General features: G+C 63.6%; 17 protein-coding genes. 14 read left to right on the top strand and 3 right to left on the bottom strand.

The genetic code is table 11. From position 1 onward, the window contains the following. The first annotated feature begins 41 nt into the window (after nucleotides 1-41). The 8 genes from prfB to CK486_RS06760 all read left to right on the top strand — a co-directional run bounded on the left by prfB (nucleotide 42) and on the right by CK486_RS06760 (nucleotide 7,618). Nucleotides 42-1,137 (top strand): peptide chain release factor 2 gene (prfB, locus tag CK486_RS06795; protein WP_095939523.1). Its coding sequence is split into 2 segments (ribosomal slippage): nucleotides 42-113 and nucleotides 115-1,137, totalling 1,095 coding nucleotides; the frame shifts between segments, so codons are not numbered across the junction. 78 nt (nucleotides 1,138-1,215) lie between these two features. Beyond that, nucleotides 1,216-2,718, top strand: coding sequence for a lysine--tRNA ligase (gene lysS, locus CK486_RS06790; protein WP_095939522.1), 1,503 nt, complete (start codon nucleotides 1,216-1,218; stop codon nucleotides 2,716-2,718). 150 nt (nucleotides 2,719-2,868) lie between these two features. Continuing rightward, on the top strand, nucleotides 2,869-3,573 hold the full coding sequence (locus CK486_RS06785; protein WP_095939521.1) for a TetR/AcrR family transcriptional regulator: 705 nt from the start codon (nucleotides 2,869-2,871) through the stop codon (nucleotides 3,571-3,573). A gap of 102 nt (nucleotides 3,574-3,675) precedes the next feature. Next, nucleotides 3,676-4,227 (top strand): hypothetical protein, encoded by a 552-nt coding sequence (locus tag CK486_RS06780; protein ID WP_095939520.1) that lies wholly within the window; start codon nucleotides 3,676-3,678, stop codon nucleotides 4,225-4,227. A gap of 7 nt (nucleotides 4,228-4,234) precedes the next feature. Then, on the top strand, nucleotides 4,235-5,524 hold the full coding sequence (locus tag CK486_RS06775) for a flavohemoglobin expression-modulating QEGLA motif protein (RefSeq protein ID WP_095939519.1): 1,290 nt from the start codon (nucleotides 4,235-4,237) through the stop codon (nucleotides 5,522-5,524). 112 nt (nucleotides 5,525-5,636) lie between these two features. Then, a complete protein-coding gene (locus tag CK486_RS06770) occupies nucleotides 5,637-6,383 on the top strand; it encodes a TIGR00266 family protein (protein ID WP_095939518.1) in 747 nt (248 codons plus the stop codon). Further along, nucleotides 6,383-7,264, top strand: coding sequence for an alpha/beta hydrolase (locus CK486_RS06765; protein ID WP_095939517.1), 882 nt, complete (start codon nucleotides 6,383-6,385; stop codon nucleotides 7,262-7,264). The genes CK486_RS06770 and CK486_RS06765 overlap by 1 nt, the downstream gene beginning before the upstream one ends. Before the next feature lie 24 nt (nucleotides 7,265-7,288). Further along, a complete protein-coding gene (locus CK486_RS06760) occupies nucleotides 7,289-7,618 on the top strand; it encodes a hypothetical protein (RefSeq protein ID WP_095939516.1) in 330 nt (109 codons plus the stop codon). Nucleotides 7,619-7,622: 4 nt separating this feature from the next. On the opposite strand, the gene CK486_RS06755 is transcribed toward CK486_RS06760, so the two are convergent. Then, complete coding sequence (locus CK486_RS06755) at nucleotides 7,623-7,955, bottom strand: pilin assembly protein (RefSeq protein ID WP_095939515.1); 333 nt, start codon at nucleotides 7,953-7,955, stop codon at nucleotides 7,623-7,625. A gap of 139 nt (nucleotides 7,956-8,094) precedes the next feature. Here CK486_RS06755 and ppc point away from each other — a divergent pair, with 139 nt between their 5' ends. From ppc to CK486_RS06730, 5 genes are all read left to right on the top strand, one after another. Continuing rightward, nucleotides 8,095-10,731 (top strand): phosphoenolpyruvate carboxylase, encoded by a 2,637-nt coding sequence (ppc, locus tag CK486_RS06750; RefSeq protein WP_095939514.1) that lies wholly within the window; start codon nucleotides 8,095-8,097, stop codon nucleotides 10,729-10,731. A gap of 162 nt (nucleotides 10,732-10,893) precedes the next feature. Then, nucleotides 10,894-11,541 (top strand): adenylate kinase, encoded by a 648-nt coding sequence (gene adk / locus CK486_RS06745; RefSeq protein WP_095939513.1) that lies wholly within the window; start codon nucleotides 10,894-10,896, stop codon nucleotides 11,539-11,541. A gap of 138 nt (nucleotides 11,542-11,679) precedes the next feature. Then, nucleotides 11,680-12,363, top strand: coding sequence for a tRNA (adenosine(37)-N6)-threonylcarbamoyltransferase complex dimerization subunit type 1 TsaB (tsaB, locus tag CK486_RS06740; RefSeq protein WP_095939512.1), 684 nt, complete (start codon nucleotides 11,680-11,682; stop codon nucleotides 12,361-12,363). Between the two features lie 93 nt (nucleotides 12,364-12,456). Next, nucleotides 12,457-12,798 (top strand): hypothetical protein, encoded by a 342-nt coding sequence (locus tag CK486_RS06735; protein ID WP_095939511.1) that lies wholly within the window; start codon nucleotides 12,457-12,459, stop codon nucleotides 12,796-12,798. Continuing rightward, the gene (locus tag CK486_RS06730; RefSeq protein WP_095939510.1) at nucleotides 12,798-13,655 is read left to right on the top strand and encodes a DUF72 domain-containing protein; all 858 of its coding nucleotides are present in this window, start codon (nucleotides 12,798-12,800) and stop codon (nucleotides 13,653-13,655) included. Before CK486_RS06735 ends, CK486_RS06730 begins: the two co-directional genes overlap by 1 nt. 18 nt (nucleotides 13,656-13,673) lie before the next feature. Here the strand turns inward: CK486_RS06730 and CK486_RS06725 are convergent, their stop codons facing one another. Next, nucleotides 13,674-14,450 carry a hypothetical protein gene (locus CK486_RS06725; protein WP_141248890.1) on the bottom strand — a complete coding sequence of 259 codons (777 nt, stop codon included), beginning with the start codon at nucleotides 14,448-14,450 and terminating at the stop codon, nucleotides 13,674-13,676. 132 nt (nucleotides 14,451-14,582) lie between these two features. Between CK486_RS06725 and CK486_RS06720 the strand changes: the two genes are divergently transcribed. Continuing rightward, entirely contained in the window at nucleotides 14,583-15,329 is a 747-nt protein-coding gene (locus tag CK486_RS06720) for a class I SAM-dependent methyltransferase (protein ID WP_371915488.1), read from the top strand. Here the strand turns inward: CK486_RS06720 and CK486_RS06715 are convergent, their stop codons facing one another. After that, nucleotides 15,330-15,971 (bottom strand): TetR/AcrR family transcriptional regulator, encoded by a 642-nt coding sequence (locus CK486_RS06715; protein ID WP_095939508.1) that lies wholly within the window; start codon nucleotides 15,969-15,971, stop codon nucleotides 15,330-15,332. It lies immediately after the preceding gene. Nucleotides 15,972-16,050 lie beyond the last annotated feature (79 nt).

Genomic DNA, 16,050 nt, shown 5'->3' with positions numbered 1-16,050 from the left:
GCGGGCTTTTCACAAAGTTTTGCCTGAGAGCGCTGCCCGCCATGGAAATCAATCCGATCCTCAACAGCATCAAGGACCTGTCCGAACGCACCCAGACCATTCGGGGGTATCTTTGACTACGATCACAAGCATGATCGTCTGGTCGAAGTAAACCGCGAGCTGGAAGACGCCAGCGTCTGGAACAAGCCCGAGTACGCGCAGAGCCTGGGCCGCGAGCGCGCGATGCTGGCGCAGATCGTCGAAACCATCGATGACCTGACCGGCAGCCTGGCTGATTCCCGCGACCTGCTGGAAATGGCCGCCGAAGAGAACGATGAAGGTGCTGTGAACGACATCGTTGCCGAAGTCGAGCGCCTGCGCGAAATCCTCGAGAAGCTGGAGTTCCGCCGCATGTTCAGCGGCGAGATGGATCAGAACAACTGCTACCTGGACATCCAGGCCGGTTCCGGCGGCACCGAGGCTCAGGACTGGGCCAACATCCTGCTGCGCATGTACCTGCGCTGGGCCGACAAGCGCGGCTTCGACGCCGAGATCGTCGAACTGTCCGAGGGCGAAGTGGCCGGCATCAAGAGTGCCACCGTGCATGTGCGCGGCGAATATGCCTTCGGCTGGTTGCGCACCGAGATCGGCGTGCACCGTCTGGTGCGCAAGAGTCCGTTCGACTCCGGTAACCGTCGCCACACCTCGTTCTCTGCGGTGTTCGCCTCGCCGGAAATCGATGACAACATCGATATCGAGATCAACCCGGCCGATCTGCGCATCGACACCTATCGCTCCTCAGGTGCCGGTGGTCAGCACGTTAACACCACCGACTCGGCAGTGCGGATCACCCACGTGCCGACCAATACTGTGGTGAGCTGCCAGAACCAGCGCTCCCAGCACGCCAACAAGGACACCGCCATGAAGATGCTGCGGGCCAAGTTGTACGAGCTGGAAATGATGAAGCGCAACGCGGCGGCCCAGGCTCTGGAAGAAACCAAGTCGGACATCGGCTGGGGGCACCAGATCCGTTCCTACGTGCTCGATGACTCGCGCATCAAGGATCTGCGTACTGGCGTCGAACGTAGTGATTGCCAGAAGGTGCTCGATGGCGACCTCGATGGCTACCTCGAGGCCAGCCTGAAACAGGGCCTGTGATACGCACACGCGGTGGTGGGCACTGACCCGCTGCCGCCAGTAACCTTTCTGATTTTGACGCCAGGCAGATAGACCACCATGAGCGAACAACCGCTGAACGAGCACGCGATCCACGAGGAAGAGAACAAGCTGATTGCCCAGCGCAAGGAAAAACTTGCCGCCGTGCGCGAGCAGGGCAATGCCTTCCCCAATGACTTCCGTCGTGACAACTACTGCGCCGACCTGCAGAAGACCTACGCCGACAAGACCAAGGAAGAGCTGGAAGCTGCAGCCATTCCGGTCAAGGTTGCCGGTCGCCTGATGCTCAACCGCGGCGCGTTCATGGTCCTGCAGGACATGACCGGTCGCATTCAGGTCTACGTCAACCGCAAGACCCTGCCGGCCGAGACGCTGGAAGCGGTGAAAACCTGGGACCTGGGCGATATCCTCGCCGCCGAAGGCACCCTGGCCCGTTCCGGCAAGGGCGATCTGTACGTGGAAATGACCAACGTGCGCCTGCTGACCAAGTCGCTGCGCCCGCTGCCGGACAAGTTCCACGGCCTGACCGATACCGAGCAGCGCTACCGTCAGCGCTATGTCGACCTGATCATGAACGAGGAGGTGCGCGAGACCTTCCGCGTGCGTTCCCAGGTGATCGCCCATATTCGTCAGTTCCTCCGCGAGCGTGATTTCCTCGAAGTGGAAACGCCGATGCTGCAGACCATTCCGGGTGGTGCCGCGGCCAAGCCGTTCGAGACCCACCACAACGCGCTGGACATGCCGATGTTCCTGCGTATTGCCCCGGAGCTGTACCTCAAGCGTCTTGTGGTCGGTGGTTTCGAGCGTGTCTTCGAGATCAACCGCAACTTCCGTAACGAGGGCGTGTCGACCCGGCACAACCCCGAGTTCACCATGCTCGAGTTCTACCAGGCGTATGCCGATTACGAAGACAACATGGACCTGACCGAGGAGCTGTTCCGCGAACTGGCTCAGGCCGTGCTGGGCACCACCGATGTGCCCTATGGCGACAAGGTGTTCCACTTCGGCGAGCCTTTTGCGCGTCTGTCGGTGTTCGACTCGATCCTCAAGTACAACCCGGACATCACCGCCGAAGACCTCAACGATGTCGAGAAGGCCCGTGCCATCGCCAAGAAGGCCGGTGCCAAGCTGCTTGGCCATGAGGGCCTGGGCAAGCTGCAGGTGATGATTTTCGAGGAACTGGTCGAGCACAAGCTGGAGCAGCCGCACTTCATTACCGAGTACCCCTTCGAGGTGTCGCCGCTGGCGCGTCGTAACGACAAGAACCCGAACGTCACCGATCGTTTCGAGCTGTTCATCGGCGGTCGCGAAATTGCCAACGCCTACTCCGAGCTCAACGATGCCGAAGACCAGGCCGAACGCTTCCATGCCCAGGTGGCTGACAAGGATGCCGGCGACGACGAAGCCATGCATTTTGATGCCGACTTCGTGCGGGCCCTGGAATACGGCATGCCGCCAACCGCCGGTGAGGGCATCGGTATCGACCGTCTGGTCATGCTGCTGACCAATTCGCCGTCGATCCGCGACGTGATTCTGTTCCCGCACATGCGCCCGGAAGTCTGAATCGACTGATGCAGAAGCCGCCTTCGGGCGGCTTTTTCTTGCCGGAAATGTGAGCTTACATAGCGCCAGTGTCACTGTTTGCTAGGTTTGAGATACAAGCGGTGCTTTTAGCACTGATGTACAAATGAGGTTCCCGTGTCTCCCAAGTCCATGAATCAACCCGAGACGGCCGCCCAGGTAGCCAGTGCGGTTGCCGAGAGTGTCCAGTATCAGGGCCGTAAGGCCAGCCGGCAGGGCAGTGAACTGCGCCGTCAGAATATTCTCGAAGCCGCCCTGCGCCTGATCGTGCGCGACGGCGTGCGTGCCGTGCGGCACCGGGCGGTGGCGGCCGAAGCGGATGTGCCGCTGTCTGCCACCACCTATTACTTCAAGGACATTAATGACCTGATCACCGACGCCTTCGCGCTTTTCGTCGAACGCAGTGCCGAAGGGCAGGCCAGGTTCTGGGGCAGCATGGAGGAAGAGCTGCAGCGCATGGCCGAGCGCCTCAAACGTGATGTCAAGGAGCGCCGGGCGGTGACCGATGAGATGGTCGAGCTGGCCATCCTCTATGTTCAGCGCCAGCTGCAGGACAACCGCGAGCAACTGCTGGCCGAGCAGGCCTTCCGTCAGGAGGCCCTGCTCAATCCCGGTCTGCGCGAACTGGCTCTTGCGCACCGGCAGATTCTTTCCCAGGGGGCCGCGCACTTTTTCTCGGTGCTGGGCTCGGTGGAGCCCGAGGGTGATGCCACACTGTTGACGGCATTGATTCTGCAGATGGAATATCAGGGACTGCTGGATGGCGTGGAGCAGCTGGATGTGGCTGCCATGCGCATGCAACTGCGCCGTTATCTGTACCTGGCCATGGGGCTTTGATGGCGATCTGACATAATTCTGTTACATGTCCAGACTAGGGTGTGCGGTTTTCTGCTGTCGGGCTCACAGGCGCCTGACGGCTTTCATCACAAGGAGAGCGTAATGAAAGTCTGGCGTGTACTGGTCGCCTTGTCCTTCCTGCTGCTGAGTGGTTGCCTGGTCAGCTTCAAGGACCCCATTCCGCCGAATGAGGCCGCGCCCATTCCGCTGTTGGGTGAGTGGACGCGCACCGATGAGTGGGGCGATCAGCTGTTCCTCGATATCACCCGCGCCGGCAACAATCAGTACAAGGCGCTGGCCTATGTCGGCAGCCCGGAAAACCTCAAGAGCCATGAGGAGTATGGCTTTACTGTTGTCCATCACGGGCGTCGTTGGTACCTCTCGGCCGGCCTGCCCAAGGTGCTGGGCGGCAATTTTGCCATCGCGGGCTTCGAGCTGACCAAAGACGGCGAGCTGGTGCTGTACAACCTCGATGTCGACCGCATTCTGCAGGAACTGGAGGCCGGTGGTCTGCAGGGCGAAGTGGTGGACACCCCGCACGGTGACGGCGCGCTGATCAACAGCTCGCTGGAGCAGGTGTTGGGCTACCTGGATGACCCGGCCAATTCCGACGTATTCGTCGAAGTGGCGCGCTACCAGCGCGCCGGCGAGTGAGGCTGCGATGACCCGGCGCAAGACCAGCGAGGATTATCACCAGATCATTCGCGCCCTGTCCGACCGTATCGTCGCCGCGCAGACGCCAATCCGCGTGCTGGATGCGATCAAGTGGGATGACGGTGTGCGTCAGGCCTTCATCCGTGGCAAGGGACGGAAGATGCCGGTGGTCGACCGTGCCTATTACGAAGGCCGGCCGCTGGCCTTCGATTCGGCCGCGAAGAAGCTGGAATTCCAGAATATCGAGCGCGATATCACCCGCCAGCTCGGTCAGTTCAACCCGGTCGGGCAGATCATGCGGCGCATGTGCAAGGAATACCGCATGGTGATCCGCATGCTCGAGGCACGCGGCACCGAGGATTTCGGCCTGATCTCTCAGGAGCTTTACGGCGCGGCCTCGGATGCCTTCCATGCCGGTGATCCGACCCTGGCTGATCTGGGCCTGATGCTATCGGACTACCTGAACAACATCGCCAACCGCGGCGACCTCAAGGATGAAGCCAAGACTCTCACTGCACCGCAGGCCGTCGAATTGCTGCAGGCGCGGCTGGCCGGAGTGTTCGGTGACGAGACTGTGCGCGTGTTCCCGTCCGACGGCATCGTGGCGGATGCGGCGGCCGGCGCCGACTACATCAAGATCCGCCAGGACGCTATGTTCAATGAGCGGGACGTGCGCGCGCTGGAAGTGCATGAAGGTCTGGTGCATGTTGGTACCACGCTCAACGGACTGAATCAGCCGATCTGTACCTTTCTGGCCAAGGGGCCGCCCTCGTCAACCGTTACCCAGGAGGGGCTGGCGATCCTGATGGAGGTGATTGCCTTTGCCTCCTACCCGACCCGCCTGCGCAAGCTGACCAACCGCACCCGTGCCATCCATATGGCCGAGGAGGGCGCCGATTTCCTGCAGGTGTACGAGTTCTACCGCGAGCAGGGCTTCACCCTTGAGGACAGCTACAGCAACGCCAGCCGTGCCTTCCGTGGTTCGTTGCCGAACGGGCTGCCCTTCACCAAGGACCTGTCCTACCTCAAGGGCTTCATCCTGATCTACAACTACATCCAGCTGGCGGTGCGCAAGGGCAAGCTGGAGCAGATCCCCCTGCTGTTCTGCGGCAAGACCACCCTGGAAGACATGCGCACCCTGCGTCAGCTGGTCGACGAGGGGCTGGTGGCGCCACCCAAGTACCTGCCGCCGCAGTTTCGCGACCTCAACGCGCTGTCGGCCTGGATGTGTTTCTCCAACTTCCTCAACCACCTCAGCCTGGATCGCATCGAAGCGGACTACGCGAATATTCTCTGACTCGGGTCGGGCTTCGCTGCGCTCTACTGCAACCTGCAGGCCTGTAACGAGTCGTAGGTTGGGTTGAGTCGCGCCGCGACGAAGCCCAACGCCGCCAGCCAAGGAGCCCAGCATGCCCAGCCATCAACTCGACTACGAAATCCTCGGCGCATCGGCGCAGACCGTGGAAATCATCCTCGACCCCGGCGAGACGGTGATCGCCGAGGCCGGTGTGATGAATTACATGACCGAGGGCATCCGTTTCGAAGCGCGTATGGGCGACGGTTCCGAGGGCGGGGTACTGGGCAAACTATGGGGCATGGGCAAACGCCTGATGACCGGTGAATCGCTGTTCATGACCCATTTCAGCAATGCCGGTGCCGGGCGTGCGCGGGTCGGTTTTGCCGCTCCCTATCCTGGCAGCGTGGTGCCGGTCATGCTCAGCGAGGTTGGTGGTTCGCTGATCTGTCAGAAAGATGCGTTTCTCTGCGCCGCCTATGGCACGCAGATCGGCATCAGTTTCAACAAGCGTATTGGTGCCGGCTTCTTCGGTGGTGAGGGTTTTATCCTGCAGAAACTCGAAGGCGACGGACTGGCCTTTGTGCATGCCGGTGGCACGGTGATCCGCAAGGAACTGAACAACGAGACCCTTCGTCTGGATACCGGCTGTCTGGTGGCTTTCACCAGTGGCATCGACTACGACATCGGCCTGGCCGGTGGCCTCAAGAGCATGCTGTTCGGCGGCGAGGGCATCCTTCTGGCCACGCTCAAGGGCACCGGCACGGTATGGATCCAGAGCCTGCCGTTTTCCCGTCTGGCCGAGCGTATCTACGACGCTACCGTCAAGGCGCGTGAGGAAGTCCGCGCCGGCGGCCAGTAATGCGTGCGCTGCTTCTGGCGGCTCTGTTGCTGGTGCAGGGCTGCAGCAGCCTGCTGTTTTACCCGCAGCCTGGCCTGCCCATCACACCGGCCAAGGCGGGCCTCGCCTATCGCGATATCTCGCTGACGGCTGCCGACGGTACGCGCCTGCATGCCTGGTGGCTGCCGGCCAAGGCCGGCGTGCCGGTGAAGGGTACCGTGCTGCACCTGCATGGCAATGGCGGCAATCTGGCCTGGCACCTTGGGGGCAGTTACTGGTTGCCGGAACAGGGCTACCAGGTGCTGCTGCTGGATTACCGCGGCTATGGTCTGTCCGCCGGCGAGCCAGACCTGCCGGCGGTGTATGAGGACATCGAGGCCGCTTTTGCCTGGCTTGAAAAGGCGCCGGACGTGCAGGGCAAGCCGCTGGTGGTGCTCGGGCAGAGTCTGGGCGGGGCTTTGGCCTGCCACTACCTGGCGGAGCATCCGCAGCGCCGGGCCCAGGTTCAGGCGCTGGTACTCGATGGCGTGCCGGCCAGTTACCGGGGCGTGGCCCGGCACATGCTGGCGGGCAGCTGGCTGACCTGGCCGCTGCAGGCGCCGCTGGCCGCACTGGTGCCGGATGATGACAGCGCCCTGCAGGCCATGCCGCAGCTTGAGGGGTTGCCCAAACTGATCTACCACAGCCTGGATGATCAGGTGGTGCCTCTTGCCAACGGCGTGCAGCTGTATCAGGCTGCGCCACCGCCACGGGTGCTCCAGCCGACCCGTGGTGAGCATGTGCAGACCTTCAACGAGCCCGTGTGGCGTGAAGTGCTGCTGCGCTTTCTCGATGACCCGCACGGTTTCACTGGCTTGCGGCGTCTGGCAGAAGCGCCCGCACCCGAGAATCCCCAGCCCTGAAAACCTTTATGCAGTAAGAACGCCATGAGCCAAGAACGCGATGTTATTCCCCTGATCCTTACCGGCCTGGGCACCATTGTGGTGACCGTGCTGACCCTCTGGTACTACGGCTATGTGCATTTCGCCAAGGAGGAGGATGCTCTGCTGCTGGCCGACTTCACCATGCTCAAGAGCATTCCGGGTGAGGACTACAAACTATCCCTGAAGCCGGCCAAGCAGGTCGCCCAGTGCATCGACGGCGTACTGGTGCTGTTTGATACCGAGCAGAAGGGCCTTTCCGGCGTGCTGGTCGATAACCGCAAGCAGGCCGTGCGTTGCGCCGGGCAGGAAGTGCCGCAGGCGGTCAAACCCTGAGCCGTTAGCCGCCGTTCTCGCGCATGGCCTGCCGGTGCTTGTGGGGCAGCGCGAGAAAGCGCGGTGTGGCGCCAATGTCCTCGTATTGCGGATCGCCCTGTTCGTCGATGGCGATCACCCGGCTGCCCTTGACATAGGGGAAGCTCGCCGCCAGTTCCTCCAGCGCCGCCCCCACCAGTTCGCCCAGTAGCTCCTCGGCGCTGCGCAGCGGATACATCTCCGTCAGTGCCGCCAGGCGCGCACTGGCCTCCGGGTCCAGACGCAGCTGATAGCGTGTGGGCGCCAGTTGTTCGGTGGCATGGCTCTGCCAGTGCCGGGCAAGTTCGCGAATCTTCATATATACCTCGATACAGGCCTTTCTCAGCGCAGGCTGCTTGTTTGCGCGGGGCTGTATTACCAGCCTAGTTCGCCCTATGGCGGCAGGCGGGCGGACTGACCAGCGTGCTGGCTTGTCGTTATCAGCGAGGTGATGACTCATGGCGGAAATCGATCCACGCTTGCGCGAGGATGTGCACCTGTTGGGCGAGTTGCTCGGTGAGGCCATTGCAACCCAGTTCGGCGCCGAGTTCGTGGCCGAAATCGAGCGCATCCGCAAGGGCGCCAAGGCTGCCCGGCGTGGTTCGAGCGAGGGCAGCGAGCAGCTGCACAGCAGTCTGGCCAATTTGGAAGAGGACGAACTGCTGCCGGTGGCCCGGGCCTTCGGTCAGTTCCTCAACCTGGCCAATATCGCCGAGCAGCACCACAGCATTCGCCGCCGCCGTGCGCAGGACCCGCTGCCCTTTCCGAACCGTGCGCTGGGTGAGCTGCTGCAGCGCCTGTTGACGGGCGGGCACAGTGCTGAGGCCCTGGCCCGGCAGCTCGCCCGGCTGGATATCGAGCTGGTGCTGACCGCCCATCCCACCGAGGTGGCGCGGCGTACGCTGATCCAGAAATACGATGGCATTGCCGCCGCCCTGGCTGACAAGGATCACGCCGATCTTTTGCCCGATGAACGCGAGCAGCTCCTGCAGCGCCTGCGTCGGCTGATTGCCGAGGCTTGGCATACCGACGAGATTCGCCGCAGCCGACCGACACCGGTGGATGAAGCCAAGTGGGGCTTTGCGGTGATCGAGCATTCGCTGTGGCAGGCGCTGCCAGACTTTCTCCGCCATGTAGACGGGCAGTTGCAGGCCGCCACCGGCTTGCGCCTGCCCCTGTCCGCCGCGCCGGTACGTTTTGCCAGCTGGATGGGTGGTGACCGCGACGGCAATCCGAATGTCACGGCGACGGTGACCCGCGAGGTGTTGCTGCTGGCGCGCTGGATGGCGGCCGATCTGTATCTGCGTGATATCGAACAGCTGGCGGCTGATCTCTCGATGCAGGCAGCGAGCAAGGAGTTGCGGGCGCTCAGCGAGGAGTCTGCCGAGCCCTATCGCTTTGTGCTAAAACAGCTGCGCGAGCGTCTGCGTGCCACCCGGCGCTGGGCCGAGCAGGCGCTGGAGCATGATGTGGCACCGGGGCCACTGGTGCTGGTCGACAATCTTGAACTGCTGGAGCCGCTGGAGCTGTGTTACCACTCGCTGCATGAGTGCGGTCTGGGTGTGATCGCCGAAGGCAATTTGCTCGATACCATTCGCCGGGCGGCTACCTTTGGTCTGTTTCTGCAGCGTCTGGATATTCGTCAGGACTCCAGCCGGCATGCGGCGGCCCTGGACGAAATCACCGACTATCTGGGGCTGGGACATTACACCGAGTGGGATGAGCCCACCCGGGTGGCTTTTCTCCAGCGCGAACTGGACAGCCGCCGGCCGCTGTTGCCGTCAACCCATCGGCCCTCCGCGGACACCGCCGAAGTGCTGGCGACCTGTCGTGTGGTGGCGCAGGCGCCGGCGGCCAGCATCGGTTCCTACGTGATCTCCATGGCGGGCGCCGCTTCCGATGTGCTGGCGGTACAACTGCTGCTGAAAGAGGCCGGCGTGCAGCGTTCGCTGCGGGTGGTGCCGCTGTTCGAGACGCTGGCCGATCTGGACAATGCTGCGCCGACGCTGATGCAGCTGCTGGCATTGCCGGGCTATCGCGCCCGCCTGCAGGGGCCGCAGGAAGTGATGATCGGTTATTCCGATTCGGCCAAGGATGCCGGTACCACGGCGGCCGCCTGGGCTCAGTACCGGGCGCAGGAGCGGCTGGTGGCCATCTGCGCCGCCGAGGGCATCGAGTTGCTGCTGTTTCACGGGCGTGGCGGCTCTATCGGTCGCGGTGGTGCGCCGGCCCATGCGGCGATTCTGTCGCAGCCGCCGGGCTCGGTGGCCGGTCGCTTCCGCACCACCGAGCAGGGCGAGATGATTCGCTTCAAGTTCGGCCTGCCGGCACTGGCCGAGCAGAACCTCAATCTGTACCTGGCGGCCGTGCTGGAGGCGACACTGCTGCCGCCTCCGGCGCCCCAACCCGCATGGCGCGAAGCCATGGACCGTCTGGCGGCCGATGGCGTTGCGGCTTACCGCGCGGTGGTGCGTGAGCATCCGCAGTTCGTCGAGTATTTCCGTCAGGCCACGCCCGAGCAGGAGCTGGGTCGTCTGCCGCTGGGCAGCCGGCCGGCCAAGCGCCGCGAGGGGGGCGTGGATAGCCTGCGGGCTATTCCGTGGATCTTCGCCTGGACCCAGACGCGCCTGATGCTGCCGGCCTGGCTGGGTTGGGAAACGGCCTTGCAGCAGGCGCTGGCCCGCGGTGAGCAGGCGCTGCTGAGCGAGATGCGCGCGCACTGGCCGTTCTTCCGTACCCGCATCGATATGCTGGAGATGGTGCTGGCCAAGGCCGACGCCGGTATTGCCGGCCTATACGACCTGCGCCTGGTGAGTGATGAGCTGCGACCGCTGGGGCAACATCTTCGCGACTTATTGTCGCAGTCGGTGGCTGTGGTGCTGGGTCTGACTGGTCAGTCGCAGCTGCTTTCGCACAGTCCGGAGACGCGCGAATCGATCAGTGTGCGTGATGCTTATCTGGATCCGCTGCATCTGCTGCAAGTCGAGCTGCTGGCCCGTTCCAGAGCCTTCGCCGGTACTGTGCCGGCGTCGCTGGAGCAGGCGTTGCTGGTCTCGGTGGCGGGCATTGCGGCAGGGCTGCGCAATACCGGCTAGGCTGGCACAGATGCGACTTTCGGCGGCTTGTCTGGCCACCGGGTGCTGTGTATGGTGGTCACCTTTTTTCAGCAATGCGACATGCGCCGCTGAACCTATTTCCGCAGATTGGCCCGCCGCGGCGAATCTCACCCCGATTTACACCAGCTTGAGGAGTTAGACATGCGCGTGATCCTGCTCGGGGCGCCCGGTGCCGGCAAAGGTACCCAGGCTCGCTTCATTACCGAGAAGTTCGGCATTCCGCAGATTTCCACGGGCGACATGCTGCGCGCAGCGGTCAAGGCCGGCACTCCGCTGGGCCTGCAGGTCAAAGACGTGATGGCCAGCGGTGGTCTGGTTTCCGATGACCTGATCATTGCCCTGATCAAGGAACGCCTGACCCAGCCGGATTGCGCTAACGGTTTCCTGTTCGACGGTTTCCCGCGCACCATTCCTCAGGCAGAAGCCCTGCAGCAGGCCGGTGTGGCACTGGATGCGGTGCTGGAAATCGCCGTGGAAGACGAGGAAATCGTTCAGCGTATTTCCGGCCGTCGCGTTCATGAGGCCTCCGGTCGTGTCTACCACGTCATCCACAACGCACCGAAAGTGGCTGGCAAGGATGATGTGACTGGTGAAGACCTGATCCAGCGTCCGGACGACAGCGAAGAAACCGTGCGCAAGCGTCTGGCGCTCTACCATGAGCAGACCAAGCCGCTGGTCGACTTCTACTCCAAGCTGTCTGCCGCCACTGGCTCGCCCAAGTGCAGCAAGGTGGAAGGTGTGGGTTCGGTGGAAGAAATCACTGCCAAGGTACTGGCCGCGCTCAGCTGAGTTCGCCCGTGCTTCAGCCAACGGCCCGCTTGCGGGCCGTTGGCGTTTCCGCGTGGCGGATAATCCCGCCAAACAGCCGGCTTGCCGGGTTAAAATCGGCGCCTTTCCCTGCCGCTGCCCCGATATGAGCACTTTCACATGACCACTCTGCTGGCCCTGGATACCGCCACCGAAGCCTGTTCCGTTGCCCTGTTGCATGACGGGCGCGTGTACAGCCATTACGAGGTGATTCCACGCCTGCATGCCCAGCGCCTGCTGCCAATGATCCAGCAACTGCTCGGTGAGGCCGGTGTTGCCCTGAGTGCGCTGGATGGCATCGCCTTCGGCCGCGGGCCGGGTGCCTTCACCGGCGTGCGCATTGCCATCGGTGTGGTTCAGGGCCTGGCGTTTGCCCTCGAGCGTCCGGTACTGCCGATCTCCGATCTGGCTGTACTGGCGCAGCGTGCCCACCGCGAACAGGGCGCTGAACGCGTGGCGGTAGCCATCGATGCGCGGATGGATGAGGTCTACTGGGGCTGCTACGCCCTGGATGAGGGGGAAATGCGTCTGTGTGGCACTGAGGCGGTACTGCTTCCCGAGCGCGCCGAGCTGCCGCGTCAGGCGCAGCCGGCTGACTGGTTTGCCGCCGGAACCGGCTGGGGCACCTTTGCCGGTCGCCTGCCGCAAGGGCTGGCCGGTAGTGCACCAGCTCTGCTGCCGCATGCCGAGGATCTGCTGGCGCTGGCACTGCCGGCCTGGCGGCGTGGCGAGGCGGTGGCGGCCGAGCAGGCTCAGCCGGTTTACTTGCGTGATAATGTGGCGACGCCCAAGGCGCCGCGCTAGGCCTGTGAGGTTGGCCGGCTGTCATCTGCCGATTGTCAGTCGTGCGTGCCTTGACTAGATTTTCCTGACCACCCCGAGGTTGTTATAACCGTCATGCGTATCGACTCGCCACTGCAAGGCTACAGCGCCGAACGCAGCCCCCGTCCCGGGGCGGCGAGTACGGCCCTGCGCGAGAGTCAGCGCGAGGTGGAGCTGCGCGGCGATGTACCGGCCAGTCCGTCCGCCAGTCAGGGTTTCGAGGCACTCCCGCAGCCCCGTAAGGTGCAGGCCAGCACTGCCGGCAGTGAGAACCTGCCCGCGCGCAGCCAGGCTTATGCCTACCAGCAGCCGGTTGGCGGCCGGGTAGGCCAGGCGCTGGCCAGTTACACCAGCACCGCCAATCTGGTACGCGATACCGATGCGCCGGAAGTGCTCGGGCTCGATCTGTACGCCTGATGCTGCCGTATTTTCTTGGCTGCCCGTCGTGGAGCGAGGCCGCCTGGCGCGGTTCGCTGTATCCCGCCGACATGCCGGCAGCGGCGAGCCTGGCGACCTACTGTCAGGTCTTCAATGCGGTCGAGGGCAACACCACCTTCTATGCCCGCCCGGCGCCGGCGACCCTGTCGCGCTGGGCCGGGCAGATGCCTGCGCACTTTCATTTCTGCGCCAAGCTACCGCGCGAGATCAGTCACAGCCTGAGCCTGTTCGAGCAGGACGCAGCTCTTGCCGATTTCCTGCAATTGCTTGCGCCGCTGGGCGAACGGGTGGCTCCGTTGTGGCTGCAACTGCCGGCCAGTTTCGGTCCTTCACGTCTGAGCGAGCTGGCGTACTTGCTGGAGCAGCTGGGCGCCCGGCCGGTGGCGGTCGAGGTGCGCCATGCGCAGTTCTTCGACCGTGGCGAGTCCGAGCGAGCGCTTAACCGGCTGCTGCTGGAGCGCGGCGTCGAGCGTATCTGTCTGGATTCACGGGCGCTGTTCAGTTGCACGGATGACAGTCCGGCCATCCGCCATGCCCAGAGCAAGAAGCCGCGCCTGCCGCTGCGCCCGGCGGCATTCAGCGAGTTCCCCCAGTTGCGCTTCATCGGCCATCCGCTGCTGGAGGCCAGTCTGCCGTTTCTGCAGCCCTGGCTGGACAAGGTCGCGCAGTGGATAGAGGCGGACAAGCAGCCACACGTGTTCCTGCATACCCCGGATAACCACCGCGCCCCGGAACTGGCCTGCCTGTTTCATCGGCAGCTGCAGCAGCGCTTGCCGGGCCTGGTGGATTTGCCCGAGCTGCCGGGAGCGCGGCAAGATCAGCTGGCGCTGCTATAGCCGTCGGCTAAGTGCCTGCTAGCGCTGGGCCAGCAACAGGTCGGCAGCCAGCCCCTGGCGGCCGTCGCTGAAATTGAAACTGCCCAGTTGGGCGATGCGGTCGTAGGCGCCCAGCGCCAGGTCGGTGTCGCGGCTGTTCAGGCTGATACTGCTGACCCCCGCCTGTTGCAGACTGATCTGCTGCTGTTGGCCGCCCTGGCTGAAACGCAGCAGGCTGAGGCGGCTGAACACCGCATCCAGTTGGTCGATCTGGCCGTCGCGGTTGTCGTCGTAGCGGGCCAGTTCGGCAAAGCCGTTGGCGGCGCCGTTCTGGTCACCGAACAGCTCGCGGCCGTCGTCGATGCGGCCGTTGCCATTGCGGTCGAGGGCGAGCAGGGCATCGTCGCCAGCCGGGGCGCTGATCCGATCGCGGCGTCCATCGGCATCCAGATCGAAGCTCACAGCGTCCAGAAGACCACGGGTGCGCAGGCCGTTGCTGGCCAGGTCGAGCACCAGCGGGTCGCTCTGCTTGGGCGGCTCGCTGCTGACATTCAGCTCCAGAGAGCGTTGCTCCAGGGTTTGTTCTGCCCGCACCACTGCCTCGGTGGCGGCGGCCGGCAGTTCTCCGTCCAGACTGACGCTGGCCGCCTCGGCGCTTTCGACGGCGACGGGCTCCACCGGCTCGGCATCCGGCATCAGGGTACGGCGCAAGATCTGGTAGTCGATAGATTCGGCAACGGCCTGATCCAGGCTGCTCTGCAGGTCGCGCGCCGGACTTGCCTGGGTGCTGCGCGGGGCGTGAGTGACATCAAACATGGCGTGTCCTGCTGGTGGCTCTGGCACAATTGCGCCGCATTGGTCTGGTCATCGGCTGGGCATGGCTTTTTTTGAGTGTTTTTTGAGCAGATGGCAGAGATGAGCGACGAACGGCAGGCGGCTTCGCTGCGCATGGATTCCCTGGCGCCCCAGCACGATCAGGCGGCCCGGCAATGGGCGCTGCGCCTGGGGCTGAGACTGCAGGGCGAGGCCGATTTCGCCCTGCAGCTGGGCGAGGCCGGCCTGCAGCTACTGGAACTCGGCCCTGGGGCGCCGGGTCCGGTACGGGTGGACTTTGTCGAGGGCGCGGTGGCACACCGGCGCCAGTTTGGCGGTGGCAGTGGGCAGATGATCGCCAAGGCCGTGGGGGTGCAGTCCGGTGTGCGGCCGGCGGTGCTGGATGCCACGGCCGGTCTCGGTCGCGATGCCTTCGTGCTGGCCAGTCTGGGCTGCGAGATGACTCTGATCGAGCGCCAACCGCTGATCGCCGCCCTGCTCGAAGACGGCCTGGCCCGCGCTCAGCGTGATGCCGAGGTGGCGCCGATTGCCGCGCGCATGCGCCTGTTGTGCGGCAATGCCATCGCGCTGATGCAGCAGTGGCAGGGCGAGGCGCCGCAGGTGATCTACCTTGACCCCATGTTTCCCCATCGCGACAAGAGCGCGCTGGTGAAGAAGGAGATGCGCCTGTTCCGGCCCTTTGTCGGTGATGATCTGGATGCCCCGGAGTTACTGTCGGCCGCCCTGCAACTGGCCAGCCACCGGGTGGTGGTCAAGCGCCCGCGCAAGGCGCCGGCCATCGAAGGCAGCAAGCCGGGCTATGTGCTGGAGGGTAAATCCAGTCGTTACGACATCTACCCGAAGAAGGCGCTCAAGGCCTGATCAGGGGCCGGTGCGGTAAGCGCGCAGGAACAGCTGCACAACCTCGGCCACATGGCTGGCCTCTTCCTCGGCGGTCGGTGCGTTGCAGCAGCCCACCAGCAGGCGGAAATTGCAGCCGCCCTTGAGCAGGCTGAGGAAGTGCTCGGCGGCGTTGTGTGGGTTGTCGATGCGCAACTTGCCCTGACTGTCGGCCTTGCGCAGCAGGCCTTCGAGTTCATGCAGCACGCGCTGCGGGCCGGCGTTGAAGAACAGCTGGCCGAGAGTCGGGTCGGTGGTGGCCAGGGTCACCATGACCCGCAGCAGCTCGATGGATTCGCGGCTGTTGACCAGCTGTACGAAGCCGCGACCGATATTCAGCAGCACCTTTTCCAGTGACGCGCCGTCCGGCAGGTCGAAGAACAGCTCGGGCAGCTGCTCCTCGCACTTGGACTTCACCGCGGCCGAGAACAGCGTCTCCTTGTCGGTGAAGTGGTTGTACACCGTCAGCTTGGAAACCCCGGCTTCAGCGGCGATGGCGTCCATACTGCTGCCTTCATAGCCATTGCGCATGAACAGGGTTTTTGCCGCTTCGAGGATGGCCAATCGCTTGGCTTGATCCTTCGGACGACCCGGGCCGGTACTCGGCAATCTTTTGTCAGACATTTTCTAGGAAATACTGGACTGGTGAGTTTGCTATTTTTACTATACCCGGCAGTATAAATATTCAAAACCTTGTTTGTGA

Source organism: Pseudomonas sp. HAR-UPW-AIA-41, from assembly GCF_002304225.1.
In the GTDB taxonomy this organism is placed as follows: Bacteria; Pseudomonadota; Gammaproteobacteria; order Pseudomonadales; family Pseudomonadaceae; genus Aquipseudomonas.
This window is presented reverse-complemented; position numbering and strand designations above follow the sequence as displayed.